Genomic DNA, 21,719 nt, shown 5'->3' with positions numbered 1-21,719 from the left:
AATTTGAAGAACAATTTTCGTGGGTGGTGCCTTATTTCTAGAGGTTAAACACTTCTGTCTCGACCTCATAGTCCTACATGTTTTTGAAAGGAGGATCAAATGTCTAGTAAAAGATACGGCAGCATTGAAGCTGGTGGCACGAAGTTTGTGTGTGCAATTGGTAATGAGCAGTTTGAGATTCTTGAAACAAGTATTTTCCCAACTGAAGATCCGGATAAAACAATGGAACAGGTCAAAGACTTCTTTAGTCGATATCATGTCGATGCATTAGGGATAGGAACGTTTGGTCCAATAGATATTGATGAAAATTCTTCGACTTATGGAGAAATTTTAGCATCTCCAAAAAAGGCGTGGCGTGGTTTTAATTTTATTCAGGCAGTAGAAAAATGGTTTTCAAATCCAATATTTTTAACAACAGATGTAAATTCGAGTGCTTACGGAGAATACGCTGTTGGGCATGCTAAATCCGCTAGTTCTTGTGTCTATGTCACAGTTGGAACAGGCATTGGAGCAGGAGTCATCCAGAATGATCATTTTATTGGAGGCACTACACATCTAGAAATCGGACATGGATTTGTTAACCGGCACAAGAACGACTTTGATTTTTCTGGCGTTTGTCCTTATCATGGCAGTGATTGTTTTGAAGGCGTAGCTGCGGGCCCCAGCATTGAAAAACGAACAGGGATCAAAGGAGAAAAGCTTTCAGAAAATGATGATATATGGACGATTGAAGCTTATTATCTAGCACAACTGGCATATAATTTACGAGTGAATTTTGCCCCAGAGAAAATTATTTTTGGTGGGGGCGTAATCACTGAACGATTGATAGAAAAAGTTCGTGAACAATTTGAAATGATCAATGCGAGTTATGTAGCAGTTCCTGATTTGGTTGACTTTATTGTTGTTTCTATATTTCAAGATAATACGAGTGCGACGATTGGGAATTTTGCATTGGCGCATAAGCTATTACAGGAAGTAGCAAAAAAATAAAAAAATACTCAATCAACCTGAAAAAGTTGATTGAGTATTTTTTTACCATTCATAAATAGCTGAATCTGCTGATTCATACGAGTTGATGATTGTGTCGCTACTTAACTTACGTTGGCGCAATCCGCGATTGTCTCGTAAAATCGTTGCAAAGATAATATCAAAAACGAGAGAAGTCATGATAGAATTTGTCATGACTAATGAATTGTTTGCGGACATATGATCTGGGATGATGAATTTAATATCGATCATATCGCTGACTTTTGGATTATCATTACTAGAAATCAAGATAGTCTTTACGTCTTTTCGTTTGATCTTCGTCAAGAAGGGGATGATGTCTTTAGTGATGACCGATGGAACAACAGCAATCAAAACGGAATCACTGCTCATATTTTCGATAGCTAATTGCGTTTCTAGGTTTTCTTTTAGGGTAGTAACTTCCATGCCTAATTGTCGTAACTTGAAAGCAAATTCCTTGCTGACAAAAGAAGTATTGTAGATAGATAAGATAAATATTTTACGATTGAGTGTAATCATCGAAGCGGCATCTTCGATATCTTTTGTATCCAACATTGCGCATGTATTCGTTAACATCTTTTGGTAATCAAGGGTTACGTACTCAATTAAGTTTGATTCATCGAAGGATTTTTCTTGGTCCTCTAATTGGTTCATACTTTGGGCCAATGCAATTTTAAACTTATTAAAACCTTTAAAGCCAATTTTTTTACTAAAACGGTTGATACTCGCTTCTGAAGTATTCGTTTTCTTGGCTAGATTTGTGATAGTATTTGAAATAACATATTCAGGATTTTCAATTACAAACTTGCTGATGTCGTGTTCACTAGAAGTAAAACTTGATTCTAATGATTTTATTTTCAATAATACAGCTGATTTCATGTCATCTCCTCGTTTCCTTCACTATTATATCAATAAATCAATGTACTGAGTAGTTAGTTCGCTCAAGTTTTTTTAAAAATAGACTGATAGAATGGTGAATAGAAGCAAATAGGATATTGGAAAGAAAAACAAGATGTGTTGTAAGACACATCTATAAAATGATCGTTCATAAAAAAACAAGAGGATTTAGGTTTTTATCTGAATTCCAGAAGAAAACTTTTTTCTCAAGATGTCTCATTTTATTCGCTATATAGTTTTTCATGATTATGGTAGAATAGGAAAGAACGATTTGAAATAAAGGAGATGTCTATTTTTGACAGAAGCGTCTAGTTCTTTGGATATTAGATTAACAGCAACTGATGATATCAGTATGCTTTTAGGGTCACATGATAAACATATCAAACTGATCGAAGAAACAACTGAAACGACGATCCACACAAGAGGCGAAGTAATCCAGATCATCGGAGAAGAAACCGATATTTCTTTGGCTGCTTCCGTGATCCGAACGTTACAAGAATTGATCAAACGAGGGATCCATATCAGCATGCCTGATGTGGTCACTGCACTAAAAATGGCCCAAAAAGGGACATTGGATTATTTTGTTGAGATGTATGAACAAGAGATCGTCAAAGACCGCAATGGAAAACCGATCCGTGTCAAAAACAGCGGACAAAAAAAATACGTCGATTCTGTGGCAAAACATGATGTGGTTTTTGGCGTAGGACCAGCTGGTACTGGGAAAACATTTTTGGCCGTCGTTTTAGCGATTGCAGCCTTAAAAAAAGGCGAAGTCCAAAAAATCATCTTGACTCGTCCAGCCGTCGAAGCAGGTGAAAATCTTGGATTCCTACCTGGTGATCTGAAGGAAAAAGTTGATCCATATTTACGACCAGTTTATGATGCACTGTACCAAATTTTTGGGTTGGATCATACCAATCGTTTGATGGAGCGAGGAATCATCGAAATAGCGCCACTTGCTTATATGCGCGGTAGAACGCTAGATGATGCCTTTGTGATTTTGGATGAGGCGCAAAATACAACGGTTGCCCAAATGAAAATGTTTTTGACTCGGCTTGGCTATCAGTCAAAAATGATCGTCAATGGGGACACGAGCCAAATCGATTTGCCAAAAGGCACGATGAGTGGATTGATCCATGCAGAACGAACACTGAAACAAATCAAAAAAATTGATTTTGTGAATTTTGAAGCGAGTGATGTTGTTCGTCACCCAGTCGTGGCAGAAATCATCAAAGCTTATGAAAAAGCGGATCTTCATCAAGAATAGCTTTTTTAGGAGGATTACCACATGTTGAACAAAATATTGCAGCAGCTTCAAGCGAAATTAGGGAAAGCTGCAGCACCTTTTCTCTTATTGCTTTTCTTTCTATTGATGTGTGGGATCACGTTTAGCAGCGTGAAGCAAAAACCCAATGATTTTAGAGAGGGACAAGTAGCCGAAGAAAGTATCCGTGCCAATAAAACGATTGAAAACACGGAAGAAACCGAACAAAAAAGGAAATTAGCAGCTGAAGCAGTAACGCCTGAGTATACTTACCAAAGTGACTTAGCTTCGGAACAAGATCGTCGGATCAATCAACTGTTTGTTTTGATCAGTCGTGCGAATGACACGATCGACAAACAATACGAAGAAAAAGTCAGTAAGGCAAAAGAAGATGAAAATGTACCAAAGCCAACAGTAGAAGAACGGATAGCCGCATTGAAACGAATATTCGAAAGTTCAAATGCGGATGATGTTGCGTTCTACCAGAAATTACCAAATAGTTTTTACTCAACGATCATGAATATGTCAGAAAGCGAGATCACGACGGTTCGTGATGAAAGCTTGAAATTGATCGATGAACAAATGAGTAAGCAAGTTCGAGAAAGTGATTTAGATAATTTCAAACAAGAAGCAGAGGATAAGATCCAATATTTAAATGTTTCCGCAGAACAACAAGAAATGATCCGCTATTTAGTCGATCAGGGAATTGTTGTAAATGATGTGTTAAATGAGAAACGTACGGAAGATCTGAAGCAAGAGGCGCGAGATTCCATTCAACCCGTCATGATTTTCCAAGGTGAGATCATTGTTCGGGAAGGAAATCAAATCGATGCAGCGGCTATGAAAAAATTAGAATTGTTAGGTTTGACGAGTCAATCTACTTCGATTTTTCCACTTGTCGCTATGATTCTAGCGGTGTTGTTACAAATTGGGGTGTTATTCTACAATTCACTCCAGTATAAAGATCTATTCAAACGAACAGAGTATATTCTTTTCTACGTAACAGCGATGTCCATCAGTATTTTATTGATGAAATTTTTCCAAGTCTTTCAAACGGAACAAGCAACTTATATTCCGTTACTTTACCCCGCAGCGTTTGTACCGCTTGTCTTGAACTTTTTCTTGAATCGCAGAGCGGGTATCATGGCTGCGTTGTTCCAAGCAGTTTCAGCGCTATTCATTTTCTACAATTCGATTGGTACGAATTTCTTGACTGTGATTTTGGTCTCGTACCTATTTGCTGGCTTTTTAGCAGCGATTTTAAAACGGCAACGTATTTCAGAACAATGGTTTCCAGCAATCATGTGGGTCGTTGTCTTTCCGTTAATGATGGATGTCGTTTTAGTGGTTTATCAAGGCATGAGCTTTAGTGATGGTACCACATGGTTGACACTTGTGTGCGGCTTTATGGGCGCATTTCTGTCGTATCTATTGACGATCGGTCTGCATCCCTATATCGAGCTATTAGTGAATGACGACAGTGTGATCGTTCTAAATGAATTGAGTAATCCAAACCATCCATTATTGAAGCAATTGCTAGAAGAAGCACCGGGTACTTATCATCATAGTATGATGGTCGCAAATCTGAGTGCGAATGCAGTTGCTGAGATCGGTGGTCGCTCGTTGTTGACACGTGTGGCTTGTTATTACCATGATATCGGTAAAATCAAACATGCCAGCTTTTTCGTAGAGAACTTACCTTCTGGCGCGGAAAATCCCCATAACTTTTTACTTCCTGAAGATAGTAAACAAATTATTTTTGGGCATGTGACTGACGGTGCGAAGATTTTAGAAGAGTACGATATGCCACAAATGGTGATCGATATCTGTAAGCAACATCATGGTACGACTTTGATGCGCTACTTCTATATCAAAGCAAAAGAACGTAATCCAGAAGTAACGGAGGAACAATTCCGTTATCCTGGTCCAAGACCACAGACGCGAGAAGCTGGGATCGTCAATATCGCGGATAGTTGCGAAGCTGCTGTGCGAGCGATGGATCATCCAACCAGTGAAAAAATCGAGGCTTTTGTGCATAATTTGATTGAAGAACGGATTTCTGATGGCCAACTTGATGATAGTGGATTGACCCTTAAAGAAATCCGCAAAGTTGAAAAATCTCTTGTTAGTGGATTGAGCAGTACCTTCCACTCAAGGATCAAATACCCTAAGATGAAGTCTGAAGCAGAAAAAATGAAACAAGAAAAAGAATAGCAAGAAGGAAGCGATGGCTAATGGATATTACATTTATCGATGAAACAAACACTGTATCTGAAACGAAAATCAAAGAAATCGAAGAGTTGCTTCAATTTGCGGCAAAAAAACTTTCTTTATCAGATGAGACGGAAATGTCGGTCACTTTCATGGATAATCCGTCTATCCAGGAAATCAATCGTACGTACCGTGGCAAAGACGCACCAACAGATGTGATCAGTTTTGCATTAGAAGATGAAGGTGAAGACGAGATTCCAGTGATCTTTGAAGAGTACGATGAGCCAATGCCTCGTGTATTAGGAGATATCATGATCTCGATCGATCGGGCAAAAGAACAAGCAGAAGAATATGGCCACTCATATGATCGCGAACTAGGCTTCTTAGCCGTCCATGGATTTTTACACATCAATGGCTATGACCATATGACACCTGAAGATGAAGCGGAAATGTTTGGCTTACAGAAAGAGATTTTAGATGCTTATGGACTTAAAAGATAAAAGAGAAGAACAAAAAGTAGATAAAAACAAACATTTTTTGATGTCAGTGGAGTTTGCTTTGCAAGGAGTCAAAACCGTTTTTGATGAAGAACGAAATATGAAGAAACATGTAGCTCTTGGGATCATTGCTTTGATCATGGGACTTATCTTTCAATTGGATCGGATGGAGTGGCTATGGTTGCTCCTTTCTGTCTTTCTTGTATGGATCGTGGAAATCATGAATACGGTATTTGAAAATGTGGTAGATATGTTCACAGACTTCCATTTTCATCCCATTGGCAAAAAAATCAAAGATATGGCAGCTGGGGCAGTTCTAATGACTGCTTGCTTCGCTGTGATCGTTGGGATCATCTTATTTGGTCCTAAAATCTATCAACTGTTTTTTAATTAAAAGGAGAGTAATTATGTCAGAACATAAATCTGGATTTGTAGCAATCGTTGGACGACCAAATGTTGGTAAGTCAACATTGCTCAATCGGATCGTTGGGCAAAAAATCGCGATCATGAGCGATAAAGCACAAACGACAAGAAACAAGATCCAAGGAGTATATACGACTCCTGAAGCACAATTGATCTTTATTGACACACCAGGGATCCATAAACCAAAACATCGCTTAGGTGATTTTATGGTAGAAACAGCTTATAGTGCCTTACGTGAAGTCGATGCGGTATTGTTCATGATCAGCGCCGATCAAAAAAGAGGAAAAGGCGACGATTTCATCATTGAACGCTTGAAAAATGTCCAATCACCGGTGTATCTAGTGATCAATAAAATCGACAAAGTCCATCCAGATGAGTTGTTAGGGATCATTGAAGATTATTCCTCACAAATGGAGTTCGCTCAAGTTGTTCCGATCTCTGCGACAGAAGGAAACAATGTCGAACGTTTGATGGAGGTCTTAGTGGACGAAATGCCTGAAGGCCCACAATATTTCCCAGACGATCAAGTCACAGACCATCCGGAGTATTTTATCGTTTCTGAATTGATCCGAGAAAAAGTCTTGTTCTTGACACGAGATGAAGTACCCCATTCAGTTGCAGTAGTCATCGATACGATGAAACGTAATGAGAATAATAAAATCCATATCCAAGCTACGATCATCGTGGAGCGTGATAGTCAAAAAGGGATCATTATCGGTAAAGGCGGTAAGATGCTGAAAGATATTGGGACAAAAGCACGAAGAGACATTGAAAATCTGCTAGGAGACAAAGTCTTTCTAGAACTCTGGGTCAAAGTCCAAAAAGACTGGCGAGACAAACGAGTCTATTTACAAGACTTTGGATATCGCCAAGACGAGTATTAAACAAGGTTGTGAGAAAAGTGCTATGACCTGAGCAGTAAGCTGGGAAATCAGAAAATAGCTTTTCATATTTTTTGATTTTTCAGCTTAGTGTTGAGGGTCAGCTTTTCGAACACCGTTTATCATAGGTTGTGAGAAAGCTGGTCAACTCCGAGTATTAAGAAAGAATTTGAGAAAATAGCTTTTCATATTTTTTCAAATTTTGGCTTAATATCGTAGGAGTTAGCTTTCGAACACCGTTTATCATAGGTTGTGAAAGAAGCGTTCAGCACTGAGTAATAAGACAGGAAAATCGAAAGTGGCTTTTTCATTTTTGATTTTATGGGCTTATTATCGAAGTGTTGCTTCTTGAATACCATTTATCCAGATCTAGAAATCAGAGGATAACCAAGTCATGGAAGCAATTGAGAGTCTGGGATAAAAGTAATAGTTACTTGTCTCAACTTCAAAGATGCTCGCATGACTTTTTCCTTCTTTTTAATTTAAAAACTCAAGCAGTCTACGTTCAATTCAGAGGAGGGGTGACGATGAGTCAGCTTGCAGAATCAAAAGGAATCATCCTTTCCAGTCGCAACTACAAGGAAAAAGATAAATTAGTCAAGATATTTACAGAATCGGCAGGGAAAATGATGTTTTATGTCAAGGGGATCCATCGTCAAAATCAACCGATCGCACCCGCATTGTTGCCGTTTACGGAAGCAATTTATATTGGTCATTTTCATAATGACGGTTTGTCCTTTGTCAACAGTGTGAAAGATGTCCACTCGTTTCGCAAGATACAAGAAGATATTTTTCTCAGTGGTTATGGGACTTATTTGTTGAACTTAGTGGATGCAGCAATCGAGGATCGGCAATATGATCCGAATCTATTTCAATTTACACATCAAGCATTGCAACGCATGGATCAAGGGGATGACCCAGAGATCATTACGAATATTTTTGAGATCCAATTATTGCAACGCTTCGGCATCTCGCCAGTCTGGACCCATTGTGCAGTGTGCGGAAAAACGCAAGGAAAATTTGATTATTCATCCAAATATGGTGGCGTCTTATGTGAAAATCACTGGGAGTTAGATCGCCATCGATATCACGCGGACCCACGGGCAGTACACTTCGTACGGCTATTTTCAGCAATCTCGTATGATCGCATCAGCGGAATCGACCTCAAAGAAGAAACCAAACAAAAGATCCGCCAATTGATTGATCTATTATATGAAGAATACGTAGGCATCCATTTGAAAAGTAAAAAGTTTATTGATCAAATGAAAAGTTGGGAACATATCATGAAACCGAGCAACGAGGCAACGAAGGAAAATCCTACAGAAGAATGAAAAGTTGTTTGAAATAATGGATTTTTTTCAAAAATATTTGACAAAGTACTTGGTTAACGTCTATTATAAAGCCTAGATAGTAACTATTGTTTTTTCAATAGATGAATGTCATTCAAGATGCACATTCGATAATCACATACGTACGAGGACCAAGATCAGTAGAAAATCAAGTGGCACAAGCGAGTTCGGGAGAGTGTGAGCCGGATGCTAACGTTTTTTGAAGAGGCACTTGTGAGTACGATCAACGAAGCTGCCGAGTCGCTCGGAAGTAGGGTGGAACCGCGAAGATTTTCGTCCCTATGTTTGTTTACGCAAACATAGGGACTTTTTTTGTTACTATTTTTGATTCTTGGTTAAGATGAAAGGGGTAATTTTATGAGTAAGAAGCAAACAGTTCAAGAAATGATTTTGACATTACAAAAATTTTGGTCATCGAACGGTTGCATGCTGATGCAAGCATACGATACAGAAAAAGGGGCAGGTACAATGAGTCCCTACACGTTCTTGCGAGCAATCGGCCCAGAACCTTGGAATGCCGCATACGTTGAGCCATCACGTCGTCCAGCTGATGGTCGTTATGGTGAGAATCCTAACCGTTTGTACCAACATCACCAATTCCAAGTGGTGATGAAGCCATCACCAGAAAATATCCAAGAACTTTACTTGGAAAGCTTGCGTTTGTTAGGGATCGATCCGTTAGAACATGATATCCGCTTTGTTGAAGATAACTGGGAAAACCCTTCGATGGGTTGTGCCGGTGTTGGTTGGGAAGTTTGGTTGGATGGTATGGAAATCACGCAATTTACGTACTTCCAACAAGTCGGCGGCTTACCATGTAAACCAGTCACTTCAGAAATCACTTATGGATTAGAGCGCCTAGCTTCTTATATCCAAGAAGTTGAAAGTGTGTATGATCTAGAATGGTCAGCAGGTGTCAAATATGGCGAGATCTTCAAACAACCAGAATACGAACACTCAAAATATTCATTTGAAGTGAGTGATCAAGAATTACTATTAAGCAATTTTGATCGCTTTGAAAAAGAAGCGAAACGTTGCATTGAAGAAAATTTAGTCCATCCAGCATATGATTATATTTTAAAATGTAGTCACACCTTCAATTTATTAGATGCTCGTGGTGCAGTATCTGTAACTGAACGTGCTGGTTACTTGGCACGCATTCGTAACATGGCGAAATCTGTGGCGAAAATCTTTGTTGCAGAACGTGAAAAACTTGGATTCCCATTGCTGAATAATCAATCAGAAAATCCAACGACTGTTAAGGAGGGTGAATAAGATGGCAAAGGACTTATTATTAGAAATTGGCTTGGAAGAAATGCCAGCGCATGTGGTGACACCAAGCATGAAACAATTAGAAGAAAAAACAGCAGCGTTTTTAACTGACAATCAATTGACATATGATGCAATCGAAACGTTCTCTACTCCGAGACGTTTGGCGATCAAAGTAACAAATGTGCCAGAACGTCAAGCTGACAGTGAAGAAGAAGTAAAAGGGCCAGCGAAAAAAATCGCGTTAGATGCTGAAGGCAACTGGTCCAAAGCAGCTCAAGGATTTGTTCGTGGTCAAGGACTGACGACAGATGATATCACTTTCCGAGAAATCAAAGGTGTGGAATATGTTTATGTGACGAAATATACCCAAGGTAAACCAGCAATCGAAGTCTTGGCAGGATTGATAGATGTCATTAAAAGTATGACATTCCCTGTGACAATGCACTGGTCTTCCTTTGACTTTGAATATATTCGCCCGATTCATTGGATCGTAGCACTATTCGGAGAAGAAGTGATCCCGTTTGAATTTTTAGACGTGAAAACTGGACGTACTTCTCGCGGGCATCGTTTCTTAGGCGAAGATGTGACATTTGCTCATCCAGCGGAATATGAAGAAAAGCTATCTGAGCAATTTGTAGTTGCTTCCCCACAAAAAAGAAGAGCAATGATCATGGAACAAGCCACGCAATTGTCGACAGAAAATGATTGGCATATTGATTTTGATGAAGACTTACTTGAAGAAGTCAATAATCTAGTGGAGTATCCAACTGTCTTTGCTGGTGATTTTGAAGAAAAATATCTGTCTGTACCTGAAGAAGTACTCGTGACTTCCATGAAAGAACACCAACGCTATTTTGATGTGCGAAATGCTGAAGGACAACTCTTACCACATTTTATCGCTGTACGAAACGGCGATCGCGTGAAGTTAGATAACGTTATTCGTGGGAACCAAAAAGTACTGACTGCGCGTTTAGAAGATGCGGAATTCTTTTACAATGAAGACAAAAAATTCCCGATCGAACATTATGTCAATAAGTTGAAATCAGTGACTTTCCATGAGAAGATCGGTAGTATTTATGAAAAAATGCAACGTGTGCAAGTGATTGCATCTGTTATCGGCAAATCTGTCGGTTTATCAACAGAAGAACTTGATGTATTACAACGTGCTGGCGAAATCTACAAGTTTGATCTAGTGACGAATATGGTTGGAGAATTTCCAGAACTCCAAGGCATCATGGGTGAAAAATATGCGTTGTTGCATGGAGAAAATCCAGCAGTTGCGACAGCGATCCGTGAACATTATTTACCGATCGCTAGTGAAGGTGAATTGCCAGAAACGACGATTGGTGCGGTCTTGGCCATTGCCGATAAATTAGATAGTATTTTCTCTTTCTTCACTGTAGGAATGGTGCCAAGTGGTTCAAACGACCCTTACGCATTACGTCGTCAAGCCTATGGGATCGTTCGGATCATTGAAGAAAAACAGTGGGCTTTCCCATTAGCACAATTACAACAAGAAGTGAATGCTGCAATCAATGAAAATCAAGAGCGCTTTGGATTAGCCTTCGTTCAAGGAAGCGATGTGATCGACTTTATCAAAGGTCGTTTGCGTCAACGGTTGATGACTAAAGCGATTCGCCATGATGTGATCGATGCTGTCTTGAATGCGAAGGAAAGTAATTTAACAACCGTTTTTGCCGCTGCACGTCTGTTGAAAGAACGTTTGCAAGATGAAAACTTCAAACCATCGATGGAAGCCTTGACGCGTGTGATGAACCTAGCGAAAAAAGCCGAAGGAATAACGAATGAGATTGATCCAAGCTTGTTTGAAAATGATGCCGAAAAAGCATTGTATGAAGCAGTTGAGGAAGTGAAAGCTCAGTTTGCGGAACGTACACTTAAAGAAAACTATGAGCAATTAGTCAGCTTAAGACCAGTTATCGATCAGTATTTTGATCAAACGATGGTCATGGTCGAAGATGAAGCTGTCCGTAACAACCGTTTAGCACAGTTGCAACAAATCGCTGACATGGCTTTAAGCATTGCTAGTCTTGATCAAATCATTACGAAATAAAACGGATCAAGTGAAAGCTTGAAAAAAAAAGGTTTGGGATGCGAACATCCCAAACCTTTTATTTTTTACGTTGTTGTTTACCGGCATTTCGACCGTTAGCATTTTTCTTTGTTGCTTGTGTATTGATTTTTTTTGTTGTTTTCGTCGTTTCTTCAGGTGTCACATCTTTGCGAGGTGTCACGACTTGTTTCGGTGGATTTTGTTTCAATTCTTCTGCGACCTGTGCTTTTAATCGTGGTTTCATGATCACATTTGTGATAAATGTTTGTAGACAACTAAAGATACCACCGACTACCCAGTAAAGGGTCACTCCCGCAGGAGCACTGATCGACATAAAAACGATCATCGCAGGTGAAACGATCAACATCGTACGCATTGTTTTTTTCTGTTCTTCAGGAATACCGATCGTTGAGATGTACCCTTGAATAAGGTAAGCAATCCCGGCAATCGCAACTAAGACTAAACTTGGATTTCCTAAGTCGATACCATAAAAAGTCGATTCACGGATACCTTCTGTATAGCGAGCAGTAAAGTACAGCGCTGAGAAGATCGGCATTTGGATCAATAAAGGTAAACAACCGATTCCACCAGTCATACTTAACCCATTTTCGCGATACACTTGTTGCATTTCTGCTTGTGCAGCCATTTGTTCTTCTCGGGTCGTTGCCGCTTTTAATTTTTCTTGGGCGGCACTGACTTGAGGTTTCAATGCTTGCATTTTTTCAGATTGGATCATCGTCTTTTTCGATTGACTGATTCCTAAAGGTAAAATGATGATTCGCACGATCACAGTCATCAAGATAACAGCCCAACCGTATGACCAGTTGAAATTCTGCACGAGATATGTAATCGCTTGTCCCATAGGATGTACTAATACGCGATAGACGATCCCAGATGTATCAGGGTTTCCTTCAGAATCCATTCTGACACAACCAGATAAGAAAAGTAAGAGTGTTACAAGACCAGAACCTAGTAACCAATTTTTCCATTTATTCATAAAATACTTCCTCTTTTAAAATTTTTACACAAGCTTAACTATACTAAAAATATGAGAATAATTCAATGAACTTCATAGAAAATTCAAATAATCCCCTTAAGTTTAGCAGATCATGCGAGGGACAGGGAAGAGCACGTAAAAGAACAGACAATTGAGAAGATCATCTTCCAGTAGAAGGCAACAACGACTTTCTTCATATGTGCGTTCAAGAAGAAAAAGTTAGCCGATCACATCGAATTTCTTTCGTTCTTCCATCATCGGATGTTCTTGCAAGTCGACATATTGGACACGACCACTGGGGCTAGGTGATTGCTTGACTTCTTTGATGAACTGATCGATAGTTTCCTCCTCACCAGCGGCTTCGATCGTCACAGAACCATCATCTTCGTTTTTAACTGTTCCGGTCACGCCCAATTGATCAGCCACCATTTTTGTCATATAACGAAAACCAACACCTTGGACACGCCCTTGAACATTCATTTTAACTTTTTTCATTTGAAGCACCACTCTTTCCTCTATTTGATAAATTTATGATAACGATTTTTTCTAAAACTAACAAGCCCAACGATTGATTCCATGCTATAATGAAGTGAGGTGGAAAACGTGAAAAAAATTCAATCAGCAAAAAATCCTAGAATCAAAGAATTAAAAAAATTACATAAAAAGAAGCACCGCGAAGAAGGACAGGAATACCTGCTTGAAGGGTTCCACTTGATCGAAGAAGCTGTGAATGCCAAATTCAAGCCTAAAGAGATCTTTCTGACAGAAAGAGGCTGGTCAGAATGGGGGACATGGGTCGAACAACACGCATTGGATTGCTTTTTAGTCACTGATGAGGTGATGGCGGTGATCTCTGATCTTCCGACACCACAAGGAATCGTAGCAGTGATGCCGTTAGAAGTTAGTCAAGTGTCAGTCAATACAGGAGGCTGGTTGCTTTTAGACAATGTCCAAGATCCTGGAAATGTCGGAACGATGATCCGAACAGCAGATGCGTTTGGTTTAGCAGGTGTGATCTTAGGGAAAGGCTCAGCAGATATTTATAGCACCAAAGTATTGAGAAGTATGCAGGGAAGCAATTACCATCTACCTGTCATCCAACAAGAGTTAGACGCGCTCATTCCTGAATTGAAAGAAAAAGGATTTGCGATTTACGGTACAGAACTCAACGAAGAAGCTGTTTCTCTTCCAACCGTCGTACCAACAAAAAATTATGCGATCATTATGGGGAATGAAGGGCAAGGTGTGCGGTCAGAGTTATTGGCGTTAACTGATAAAAACATCTATATCCCAATGAATGGCCATGCTGAGTCATTGAATGTCGGCGTAGCTACGGGCATATTGTTGTATCATCTTTCTTCTTGATTAAGGAACTATTAAGCTTTTTGGATTTTTAGTCAACCTCACTAGAATATTCCGAACATGAATGATATACTATGTACAATTTCAACGATAAATGAAATTCAAAAAGGTGGCAGATCGAAAATTATGACAGAAAAATGGCGTGAAGACGAAGAATACATGTCTTATATCGAAGATCTATTAGAAACAGAAGCAGTACAAAAATTAGCTGATTATATTCAACATGTACATTCGACAAGATTAGAACACTCGATCAGTGTTTCTTATCATAGTTACAAATTAGCAAAAAAATGGGGTGGAGATGCAAGAGCTACTGCGCGTGCAGGACTTTTACATGACCTATTCTATTATGACTGGCGTACGACAAAATTTGATGAAGGAACACATGCGTATGTGCATCCTAGAATCGCTTTGAAAAATGCAGAAAAGATTACTGAACTTTCTGATTTAGAGCGCGACATCATCTTGAAACATATGTGGGGAGCAACGATCGCTCCACCAAAATACAAAGAAAGCTATATTGTGACATTTGTTGACAAGTATTGTGCAGTGAAAGAAGCGGCGCAACCAGTAACGGATACAATGAAACAAAAATGGCAACGATATTTTGGAAAAAAACAGTCGATCTAACTATTTGACCAGCCGAACGAAAACAGTTGAAGGTCCCGATCATGGGAATCCTTTGACTGTTTTTTTGTGGGAAAGTAGTTGACGAAACAAGATTTATAAGGTTAACTCTTAGTAGGCAAATGTACATAGATGAAAAAAGCATAAAGGGGGTGATGATAAGATGCCATACGTATCTTATTTAGCAGAGTTCAAGGACTTCAGTTTTTAAGCTTACTTTGTTGAAGGACTCTTTTTTCTTCAAAGGAGCTACTTTTGAAAGAAGAAAGGACTCAAAATCATGGAAACAACAATCAAAACGTATCAATATTTCTTTATCAAACGAGAAATCGAGCAACTGTTAAATGTCTATCATTCAGTGAATGATAAAAAAACTGTTGCAACTGTCCAAGCATTAGCCACAGAACGAATCAATGAGGTAGTAGAAAATGATCCACAAGTAATCGCCTTACTTGAACCTTTTGTGAAGCAAATTATGGACACAAACTTGAAAAAAGAAAAAGCGACAGAATTGCTCGAACGTTTAAAAGAACATGTTGCGCCATTCAAGCAACCATCAAAAATCCAAGTGGAAAAAATATTCCGAAAAGTGAAAAAGTTAAAACACCTAGATTGGCAAACATTGGATCTTAAAGAGCATACTTATGTAGGCTGGAATGATCCAGGAACACAGAAGAAATATCTGCTCTATTATGCAGATGAGCGGCTACAAGGTGTCCATGGCACACTTTCGCCGACGATCATCAAAGGAGTCTGCGCGATTTGCCATAAGACTTCGAGTGTTTCGATGTTTCTTTCCACGACGAAATCAGGATCAGATGGCACGTATACTAAAAAAGGAAATTATATTTGTCATGATAGTGATCAGTGCAATCAGCAACTAGTAAAGCTGGCACCATTCTATGAATTTACAGACATCGTGAAGAAAGAAAAATAGCGCCATTGTTTTTCTTGGGAATTTATGATAGACTTTCTGTAAATGAATAGGTGATGGTGTTCGCCTTTAAATGTCGATCGATAGATGACTAATGACGCCTACTAAAAATCGGAAAATCCGTTTTTTTAGTAGGCTTTTTTTGTGGGGAGGAATAGAAAAATGGATCAACGTTTACTTAGTCCATTCAAAGTAGGAACATATATGGTGAAGTGGTTAGGGATCACTGCTTGTTTAGGCGTACTAATGGGAGGACTTTCCGCTTTTTTTCTAAATAGCTTAACCGTGGTGACGAATTTACGAGAAGCACATACTTGGTTATTGTATCTATTACCAGTCAGTGGGGCATTATTTGCGTTTCTTTATCAACGTTACGGTGGAAATGCTAGTCGTGGGAATAATCTGGTTATCGATCAAGGAAATGGCGGGGAAGAAAAAATCCCGCTCCGATTGATTCCTTTAACGCTTTTCGGTACGATCACGACGCATCTTTTTGGCGGTTCTGTCGGTCGAGAAGGGACAGCAGTCCAAATGGGTGGCGCTTTAGCTGAAAATCTAGCAAGGGGATTAAAATTGAGTCCTATCGAGCGAGAGGTGCTGATCATCAGCGGGATCAGTGCAGGATTTAGTTCAGTGTTTGGGACACCTTTAGCAGGCACATTGTTTGGACTTGAAGTACTAGCAATCGGCAAAATGCGAACAGAAGCGATCTTTCCCAGTTTTTTTGCTGCTTTATTTGCTAACTTCGTAACGGAAAGCATTGGTGTCACACATATCCATTATAAGATGGGGGAAATTCCAGGGTGGAGTCCTGCACTATTTGGCAAGTTGATGGTGGCGGGTATCGCTTTTGGGATTATTGGTTGGGTCTTTAGTCGTTCAATCGTCTTTTTGAAAAAGTCGTATATGAAATGGTTCAAAAATCCAATCACTAGAAATTTTATAGGTGGAGGGATTGTCGTAGTTGTTGCACTGATTTTACAAACACAACGCTATTTAGGACTTAGCTTGCCTTTATTGCAGGATGCTTTTGCCGGAAAGGCACACTCCTATGATTTTATCGGTAAGTTAGGATTTACTGTCCTTTCTTTAGGCGCCGGCTATCAAGGTGGGGAAGTGACCCCTTTATTTGAGATTGGCGCAACTCTAGGGGCAACTTTAGCACCACTCTTACATGTTTCGATTCCGTTTCTAGCTGCATTAGGATTTATTGGCGTGTTTTCTGGAGCGACGAATACACCAATTGCATGTTTTGTCATGGGGATCGAATTATTTGGAGGAGAAGCAGCTAGTTTCTTTTTTATGATTTGTTTGATCAGTTTCATGTGTTCGGGAAATAACGGAATCTACTCCGCACAAAAAGTAATGATCAAAAAGGGAATTTTATTTTTACCAATGAATAAAGATCAGAGAGAATAGTTTACTGATTGAAAGAAAAAAAGAAGTTGCATGAAGCGCAACTTCTTTTTTTTAGGCGATAAGTGTGATCAAAGCTAATAAACCAGTCAGTCCAAAGATAGTACCACACACGACCATATGCCGTTTTTTGTGCAACATCAAGATGGCAATATATTCTCTAAGAAAAGCATTCGGCAAATAATAAAAGGCTGTTTTTGCACCAATACCATTAGCTTTTAACTGTGCTTGCTTCGCAAAGAGTCCTGCACGGAAAATATGGTAATTATTGGAACTGAAAATCGCACGATAAGCGCCACCGCCAGATTCACGATCCATCAATTCTTTGGAGAAACGCATATTTTCTAATGTGGTTGTTGAATTTGTTTCAACTAAAATGTCTCGCTCGGGAATCCCTTTTTCCAAAGCATAGTTTTTCATGGCGATTGCTTCTGGTAATTTTTCATCCGCACCTTGACCACCAGACATCAAAAGAATCGGAGGATTTAGCGTAGCATGACTTTGTGCCCAATAAAAGGCGATCGCTTTATCGATCCGTTTGGCTAAAAGAGGAGAGACACGTTCCCCGTTGATCAGACCTGCTCCTAGCACAATAATATAATTCTGGTTGTAACGTGGTCGGTTGAACTGATATAAGAAAGAGACAGTCATAAAATTATAAAAGACAATGAACAGATAAATCAAAATGACTGCTATACCGGAAAATAGCACATTGACCCACGCCGGCAAGTAATTGATTAGAAATACAGTGGCTATTAAATAAAGCGTCAAGGCAATCCCTAATAGCAAAGTCAAAAGATTGGCTAACGAACGTGATTCTCTTTTTAAGACGATGATGCCATTCCAAATGAGAAAGACGACTAAAATATACACACCAAATAGTAAAATCAATAGAACTGGTACCGCAATCAAAGCAAAAATACCACCAATAAAGATATTCTGGGTCTCAAAAAGCAAAAGTAATAAATAAGTGCCAAAACTAATCAAAAATAAATTGAATATCAAACCATTCAGGAGTCGCCTTTTTTCGGTAAAGTAAAAAAAAGCAAAGATACTGAAAAAAGCGAGAGGGATCAAGAAATAAAAACTCGCATAAAAGATCTCTAATACAATGAAATACGTAAGCATCAATGCGAATGTCCAAGTACCACAATAAAAGAATAATGCTGGATCTTTTTGTTTCCTACGCCAGGTGATGATCCCAACCATCCCTAAAATATAGAGAATCGAAAAAATCAAATCTCTTGTTAAATTCATATGACCAACTCCTTTTTCTAATCGTGTAGTCATCACTGCGAATGGAAAACAGATGGATAACAGTAGTGATGATTATTCAACACGAACTGATAGTGTTACTCGCCCCTCATAGACCAACCCTACAAGTAACAATCTACCATCTACAGTATAACGAAAAATTTGTAAAAATGCTGTTATAAAAAAAGAAAAAATAGAAAATACATTTATTTTCTGTAAAAAACAAAACAATACCCAAACAGTAAAGGTTGATTGCGCTTCGTCGATTCGTGAAGAAGAGCCACCTTTTACTGTTTGGGTAAGTAATTGATGTAACGTTTTGGAATGTTTATTTAGAATAGATTACTGAAAAAATTAGTGACGTTGCGCCAGCCAATCACAAAGATATTCGCTTTTTCAACCGAACTAGCAGTGATGATGTCAGTACTTGGAGAGGCATCATCTTCTAAGTAACCTAATTGATCATTAGCTAAAGTGATCGTGGCTGTGCCAACTTTTGTCCCTCTAACGACCGGTGCTTCAAGTTCATTGTCTTTTACTTTTTCTTCATCGATCTTTGGCGTGATCGTCAATTGACCAGTATCCATATCATTTCTGACCCAGACACTGACTGGGCTTTTTAAGACGACATTGACGGAAGTTTCTTTTCCGTTTTTCACATCGATCGATTTGAGTGAAGGAATGCTTGCATTTGATTTGCCGATTTCTTTGACTGACCAGTTATCATAGCAATAATCCATCAAACGAGCCGTCTCAGTGAAACGAACGCTTGGATTTAGCTCATGGCCTTCCGCATTCAAGACCACTGTAATGATTCGTTTGCCGTCTCTTTCGATGGTACCGACAAAACAAGCCCCAGCAAAATCAGTCGTTCCAGTTTTTAGACCATCAACGCCTTCTTTGAAGTTGATAAAACCTGGAAGCATCCAATTCCAATTGACCATTTCAACCGGTGATTGTGTATTTTCACCAAACATTTTTGTTGCAGTGCTCGTCACTTCTAGTACCTCGGGAAAATCAAGTAACAGATGACGTGCGATGATCGCTACATCTTTTGCGGACATTTGATTTTCATCTGCCTCGCCAGTACCTTCTGGACGATTTGCGCCGAGGTACACGTTGTTCAAGCCAGAAACATTGACGATCGTTGCATTTTCAATGCCCCATTCTTTTAACTGGTCATTCATGACAGTCAGAAATGCTGTTTCGCTGCCAGAGATCTTTTCAGCTAAAGCGACCATTGATGCGTTGGCTGATTGGATAAAAGCAGAGTCAAAAAGTTCTTTTACAGTGTAGGTATTCTCCTTATGTAAGGGAACATTCGATAAATTAGGTGCGATACTCAATGTTTCAGCATAATCGGAGATTGCCACTTCATCATCCCAGGCTAATTTTCCTTCTTTGACTTGGTCGAGTACGATGTACAACCCAATGATTTTTGAGATCGACGCGATCCCCATTGTTTTTTCTCCGTCTTGATCGTATAAAATTTTTCCGCTTGTTGCGTCCACAGCAAATGCTGCTTGGGAATTCACAGAAAATGTTTCATCTGCATATACGGATAAAGTTGGCAGAAATGATCCTAATGTCAAAAGAAGCGTTGCCAACAGTAAAGCGAAATGTTTTTTCTTAGTGCCCATGTCCAATCTCCTTGTTTTCTAATTTGATTTGCTACAAATTAAAATTTTATCAGAGAGCGTACGTAGTTTCAATCTTTCTGAAAAAAACTTTAGATAAACAAAAACGAACACAGGAGAAAGTTAACGTTCATTCTTTTTGATTCGAACAGGTTGAGCCTCAGGTTCATTTAGACGAAAGGCAGTGAATACAAATAGAGCAGTCATACATAGTAAACTAAATATCATCAATAATTGCATAAAAACACCTCGATTTCTACTTTTCTTCATGTTACCAGTTAGGTATGAATAATTTAGCTTGGAAGTGTAACGAATCATTGATGAAATTTTGAAGAATAGTTGAAGAAAGCAATGCTTAGTTAAAGATGAAACTGAAATCGTTTTTTCGTACAGGGACCATTTTGTTTTATGGATAAAAATGGTTGTGGTAGACTTTAGTTAGTAGTATTGAAGAAATGATTTTTAGGAGGGGTACGTTTATGGCGAAAAAGGATAGAGAGTTACTGTCACAACTGACTTCAGCAGGTGTCAAAGGACCATTTATTACTATTATGCTAAACACTCACGTTGCACATCAAGATGTGGAAAAAGATCAGATCAAATTCAAGAACTTTGCAAAAGAAGCAAAAAAACGTTTTGAAAAGAAATATGCGGAGCATGATTGGTCGATTTTTCAAAAAAAGATCGATCAACTACTAGAAGATGCTTCATTTTGGCGCAGCGCCACTGCGAGTGTCGCGGTTATTTTGTCTCCTGAAAGTACAATAGTTCATCGTTTGAGTATTGCAGTAGATGATCAATATTATGTAAGTGACCTACCTTATTTATTAGCGATCATCAAAAATGGACACTTTAACTACTCGTATTATTTACTAGGATTGAATCGTGACTCGATGAAGCTTTACGAAGTAAGCAACAAACAAGTAAAAGAAGTTGATCTACCAAAAGGAGCACCTACAGATGTGGTGACAGCTTTAGGATCTGAACTGACAGGTGGTGGGATCAACTACTCGTCAAACGGAAGTGAAGGTTCAACTTTCCATGGAGTTAACCCTAAGGATGAAGAAGTTGAAATTGACTGGATCAACTATTATCAAGCGGTCGATGAATTTCTCAAAGACAGCTTGGATAATCCTGAAAAATGGCCTGTGTACTTGTATGCTTTACCTGAAAATCAAACAATGTTCAAAAAAGTGGCGAAAAACCCTTATTACCGTTCAGATGTGGCGATCTCAGCTTCACCTGCCCAATTAACTTTAAAAGATATCGAAGCAGGTGCAAAGAAACTTTCGGATGAACTGGCAGCGAAGGAAGCAAGTAGCTACAATCAACTGCTAGATAAAAAATTCTTGGATCAACTAGTGGACATCGTGCCAGCAGCGAAAGAGGGAAAGATTTCTCACTTATTTATCGCAACCTCTAATCTCGCTGACGGTTTTGGTGAAGACCCAGAAACAGAGTACGACCGTCGACAAGTATTGAATCAACTAGCTGACGACGTGATCACCAATGGCGGACAAGTCTTTATCTTGGATCAAAAAGATGCGCCTGACGAAAAGAGCTTGACCGCGATATTGCGTTATTAGTCTCTAGGAACAGTACCTAGAAACTATGGATAA

General features: G+C 39.1%; 19 protein-coding genes and 1 riboswitch. Of the genes, 14 read left to right on the top strand and 5 right to left on the bottom strand.

The window, feature by feature from the left end:
* Positions 1-99: 99 nt before the first annotated feature.
* Positions 100-990, top strand: coding sequence for an ROK family protein (locus CUS89_RS12415; RefSeq protein WP_104872355.1), 891 nt, complete (start codon positions 100-102; stop codon positions 988-990).
* A 42-nt stretch (positions 991-1,032) separates the two neighbouring features.
* On the opposite strand, the gene CUS89_RS12410 is transcribed toward CUS89_RS12415, so the two are convergent.
* Positions 1,033-1,884: a MurR/RpiR family transcriptional regulator gene (locus tag CUS89_RS12410; RefSeq protein WP_104872354.1), complete on the bottom strand. Its 852-nt coding sequence runs from the start codon at positions 1,882-1,884 to the stop codon at positions 1,033-1,035.
* Positions 1,885-2,197: 313 nt separating this feature from the next.
* Here CUS89_RS12410 and CUS89_RS12405 point away from each other — a divergent pair, with 313 nt between their 5' ends.
* The 8 genes from CUS89_RS12405 (at position 2,198) to glyS (ending at position 11,873) form a co-directional block, all read left to right on the top strand.
* Entirely contained in the window at positions 2,198-3,169 is a 972-nt protein-coding gene (locus tag CUS89_RS12405; RefSeq protein WP_010734958.1) for a PhoH family protein, read from the top strand.
* Positions 3,170-3,190: 21 nt separating this feature from the next.
* On the top strand, positions 3,191-5,380 hold the full coding sequence (locus CUS89_RS12400; protein ID WP_104872353.1) for an HD family phosphohydrolase: 2,190 nt from the start codon (positions 3,191-3,193) through the stop codon (positions 5,378-5,380).
* 20 nt (positions 5,381-5,400) lie between these two features.
* On the top strand, positions 5,401-5,877 hold the full coding sequence (ybeY, locus tag CUS89_RS12395) for an rRNA maturation RNase YbeY (RefSeq protein WP_104872352.1): 477 nt from the start codon (positions 5,401-5,403) through the stop codon (positions 5,875-5,877).
* Positions 5,861-6,268: a diacylglycerol kinase family protein gene (locus CUS89_RS12390; RefSeq protein ID WP_181055368.1), complete on the top strand. Its 408-nt coding sequence runs from the start codon at positions 5,861-5,863 to the stop codon at positions 6,266-6,268. The genes ybeY and CUS89_RS12390 overlap by 17 nt, the downstream gene beginning before the upstream one ends.
* Before the next feature lie 13 nt (positions 6,269-6,281).
* Positions 6,282-7,181, top strand: coding sequence for a GTPase Era (gene era / locus CUS89_RS12385; protein WP_010734962.1), 900 nt, complete (start codon positions 6,282-6,284; stop codon positions 7,179-7,181).
* A 524-nt stretch (positions 7,182-7,705) separates the two neighbouring features.
* Positions 7,706-8,509, top strand: a complete 804-nt coding sequence (recO, locus tag CUS89_RS12380) for a DNA repair protein RecO (protein ID WP_104872350.1) — start codon at positions 7,706-7,708, stop codon at positions 8,507-8,509.
* Between the two features lie 375 nt (positions 8,510-8,884).
* On the top strand, positions 8,885-9,802 hold the full coding sequence (gene glyQ, locus CUS89_RS12375; RefSeq protein ID WP_010734964.1) for a glycine--tRNA ligase subunit alpha: 918 nt from the start codon (positions 8,885-8,887) through the stop codon (positions 9,800-9,802).
* Position 9,803: 1 nt separating this feature from the next.
* A complete protein-coding gene (glyS, locus tag CUS89_RS12370; RefSeq protein ID WP_104872349.1) occupies positions 9,804-11,873 on the top strand; it encodes a glycine--tRNA ligase subunit beta in 2,070 nt (689 codons plus the stop codon).
* 58 nt (positions 11,874-11,931) lie between these two features.
* Here the strand turns inward: glyS and yidC are convergent, their stop codons facing one another.
* Together yidC and CUS89_RS12360 are read right to left on the bottom strand one after the other, a co-directional pair.
* On the bottom strand, positions 11,932-12,870 hold the full coding sequence (gene yidC, locus CUS89_RS12365; RefSeq protein WP_019723692.1) for a membrane protein insertase YidC: 939 nt from the start codon (positions 12,868-12,870) through the stop codon (positions 11,932-11,934).
* A 219-nt stretch (positions 12,871-13,089) separates the two neighbouring features.
* Complete coding sequence (locus tag CUS89_RS12360; protein WP_019723693.1) at positions 13,090-13,365, bottom strand: acylphosphatase; 276 nt, start codon at positions 13,363-13,365, stop codon at positions 13,090-13,092.
* Positions 13,366-13,473: 108 nt separating this feature from the next.
* Here CUS89_RS12360 and CUS89_RS12355 point away from each other — a divergent pair, with 108 nt between their 5' ends.
* From CUS89_RS12355 to CUS89_RS12340, 4 genes are all read left to right on the top strand, one after another.
* Positions 13,474-14,235, top strand: a complete 762-nt coding sequence (locus CUS89_RS12355; protein ID WP_104872348.1) for a TrmH family RNA methyltransferase — start codon at positions 13,474-13,476, stop codon at positions 14,233-14,235.
* A gap of 123 nt (positions 14,236-14,358) precedes the next feature.
* The gene (locus CUS89_RS12350; RefSeq protein WP_104872347.1) at positions 14,359-14,862 is read left to right on the top strand and encodes an HD domain-containing protein; all 504 of its coding nucleotides are present in this window, start codon (positions 14,359-14,361) and stop codon (positions 14,860-14,862) included.
* A 277-nt stretch (positions 14,863-15,139) separates the two neighbouring features.
* Complete coding sequence (locus tag CUS89_RS12345; protein WP_104872346.1) at positions 15,140-15,796, top strand: FusB/FusC family EF-G-binding protein; 657 nt, start codon at positions 15,140-15,142, stop codon at positions 15,794-15,796.
* Between the two features lie 40 nt (positions 15,797-15,836).
* Positions 15,837-15,904, top strand: a riboswitch (Fluoride riboswitch).
* Between the two features lie 51 nt (positions 15,905-15,955).
* Positions 15,956-17,212 (top strand): voltage-gated chloride channel family protein, encoded by a 1,257-nt coding sequence (locus tag CUS89_RS12340; RefSeq protein WP_104872345.1) that lies wholly within the window; start codon positions 15,956-15,958, stop codon positions 17,210-17,212.
* 51 nt (positions 17,213-17,263) lie between these two features.
* On the opposite strand, the gene CUS89_RS12335 is transcribed toward CUS89_RS12340, so the two are convergent.
* Positions 17,264-18,466: a YdcF family protein gene (locus CUS89_RS12335; protein WP_019723698.1), complete on the bottom strand. Its 1,203-nt coding sequence runs from the start codon at positions 18,464-18,466 to the stop codon at positions 17,264-17,266.
* A gap of 329 nt (positions 18,467-18,795) precedes the next feature.
* Positions 18,796-20,103 (bottom strand): serine hydrolase, encoded by a 1,308-nt coding sequence (locus CUS89_RS12330; RefSeq protein ID WP_104872344.1) that lies wholly within the window; start codon positions 20,101-20,103, stop codon positions 18,796-18,798.
* A 476-nt stretch (positions 20,104-20,579) separates the two neighbouring features.
* Here CUS89_RS12330 and CUS89_RS12325 point away from each other — a divergent pair, with 476 nt between their 5' ends.
* A complete protein-coding gene (locus tag CUS89_RS12325; protein WP_104872343.1) occupies positions 20,580-21,686 on the top strand; it encodes a baeRF6 domain-containing protein in 1,107 nt (368 codons plus the stop codon).
* The last annotated feature ends 33 nt before the right edge of the window (positions 21,687-21,719 follow it).

Source organism: Enterococcus mundtii, assembly GCF_002947535.1.
Taxonomy (GTDB): Bacteria; Bacillota; Bacilli; order Lactobacillales; family Enterococcaceae; genus Enterococcus_B; species Enterococcus_B mundtii_B.
Note: the sequence above shows the minus strand (reverse complement) of the source record. Positions and strands in the feature narration are given on the sequence as shown.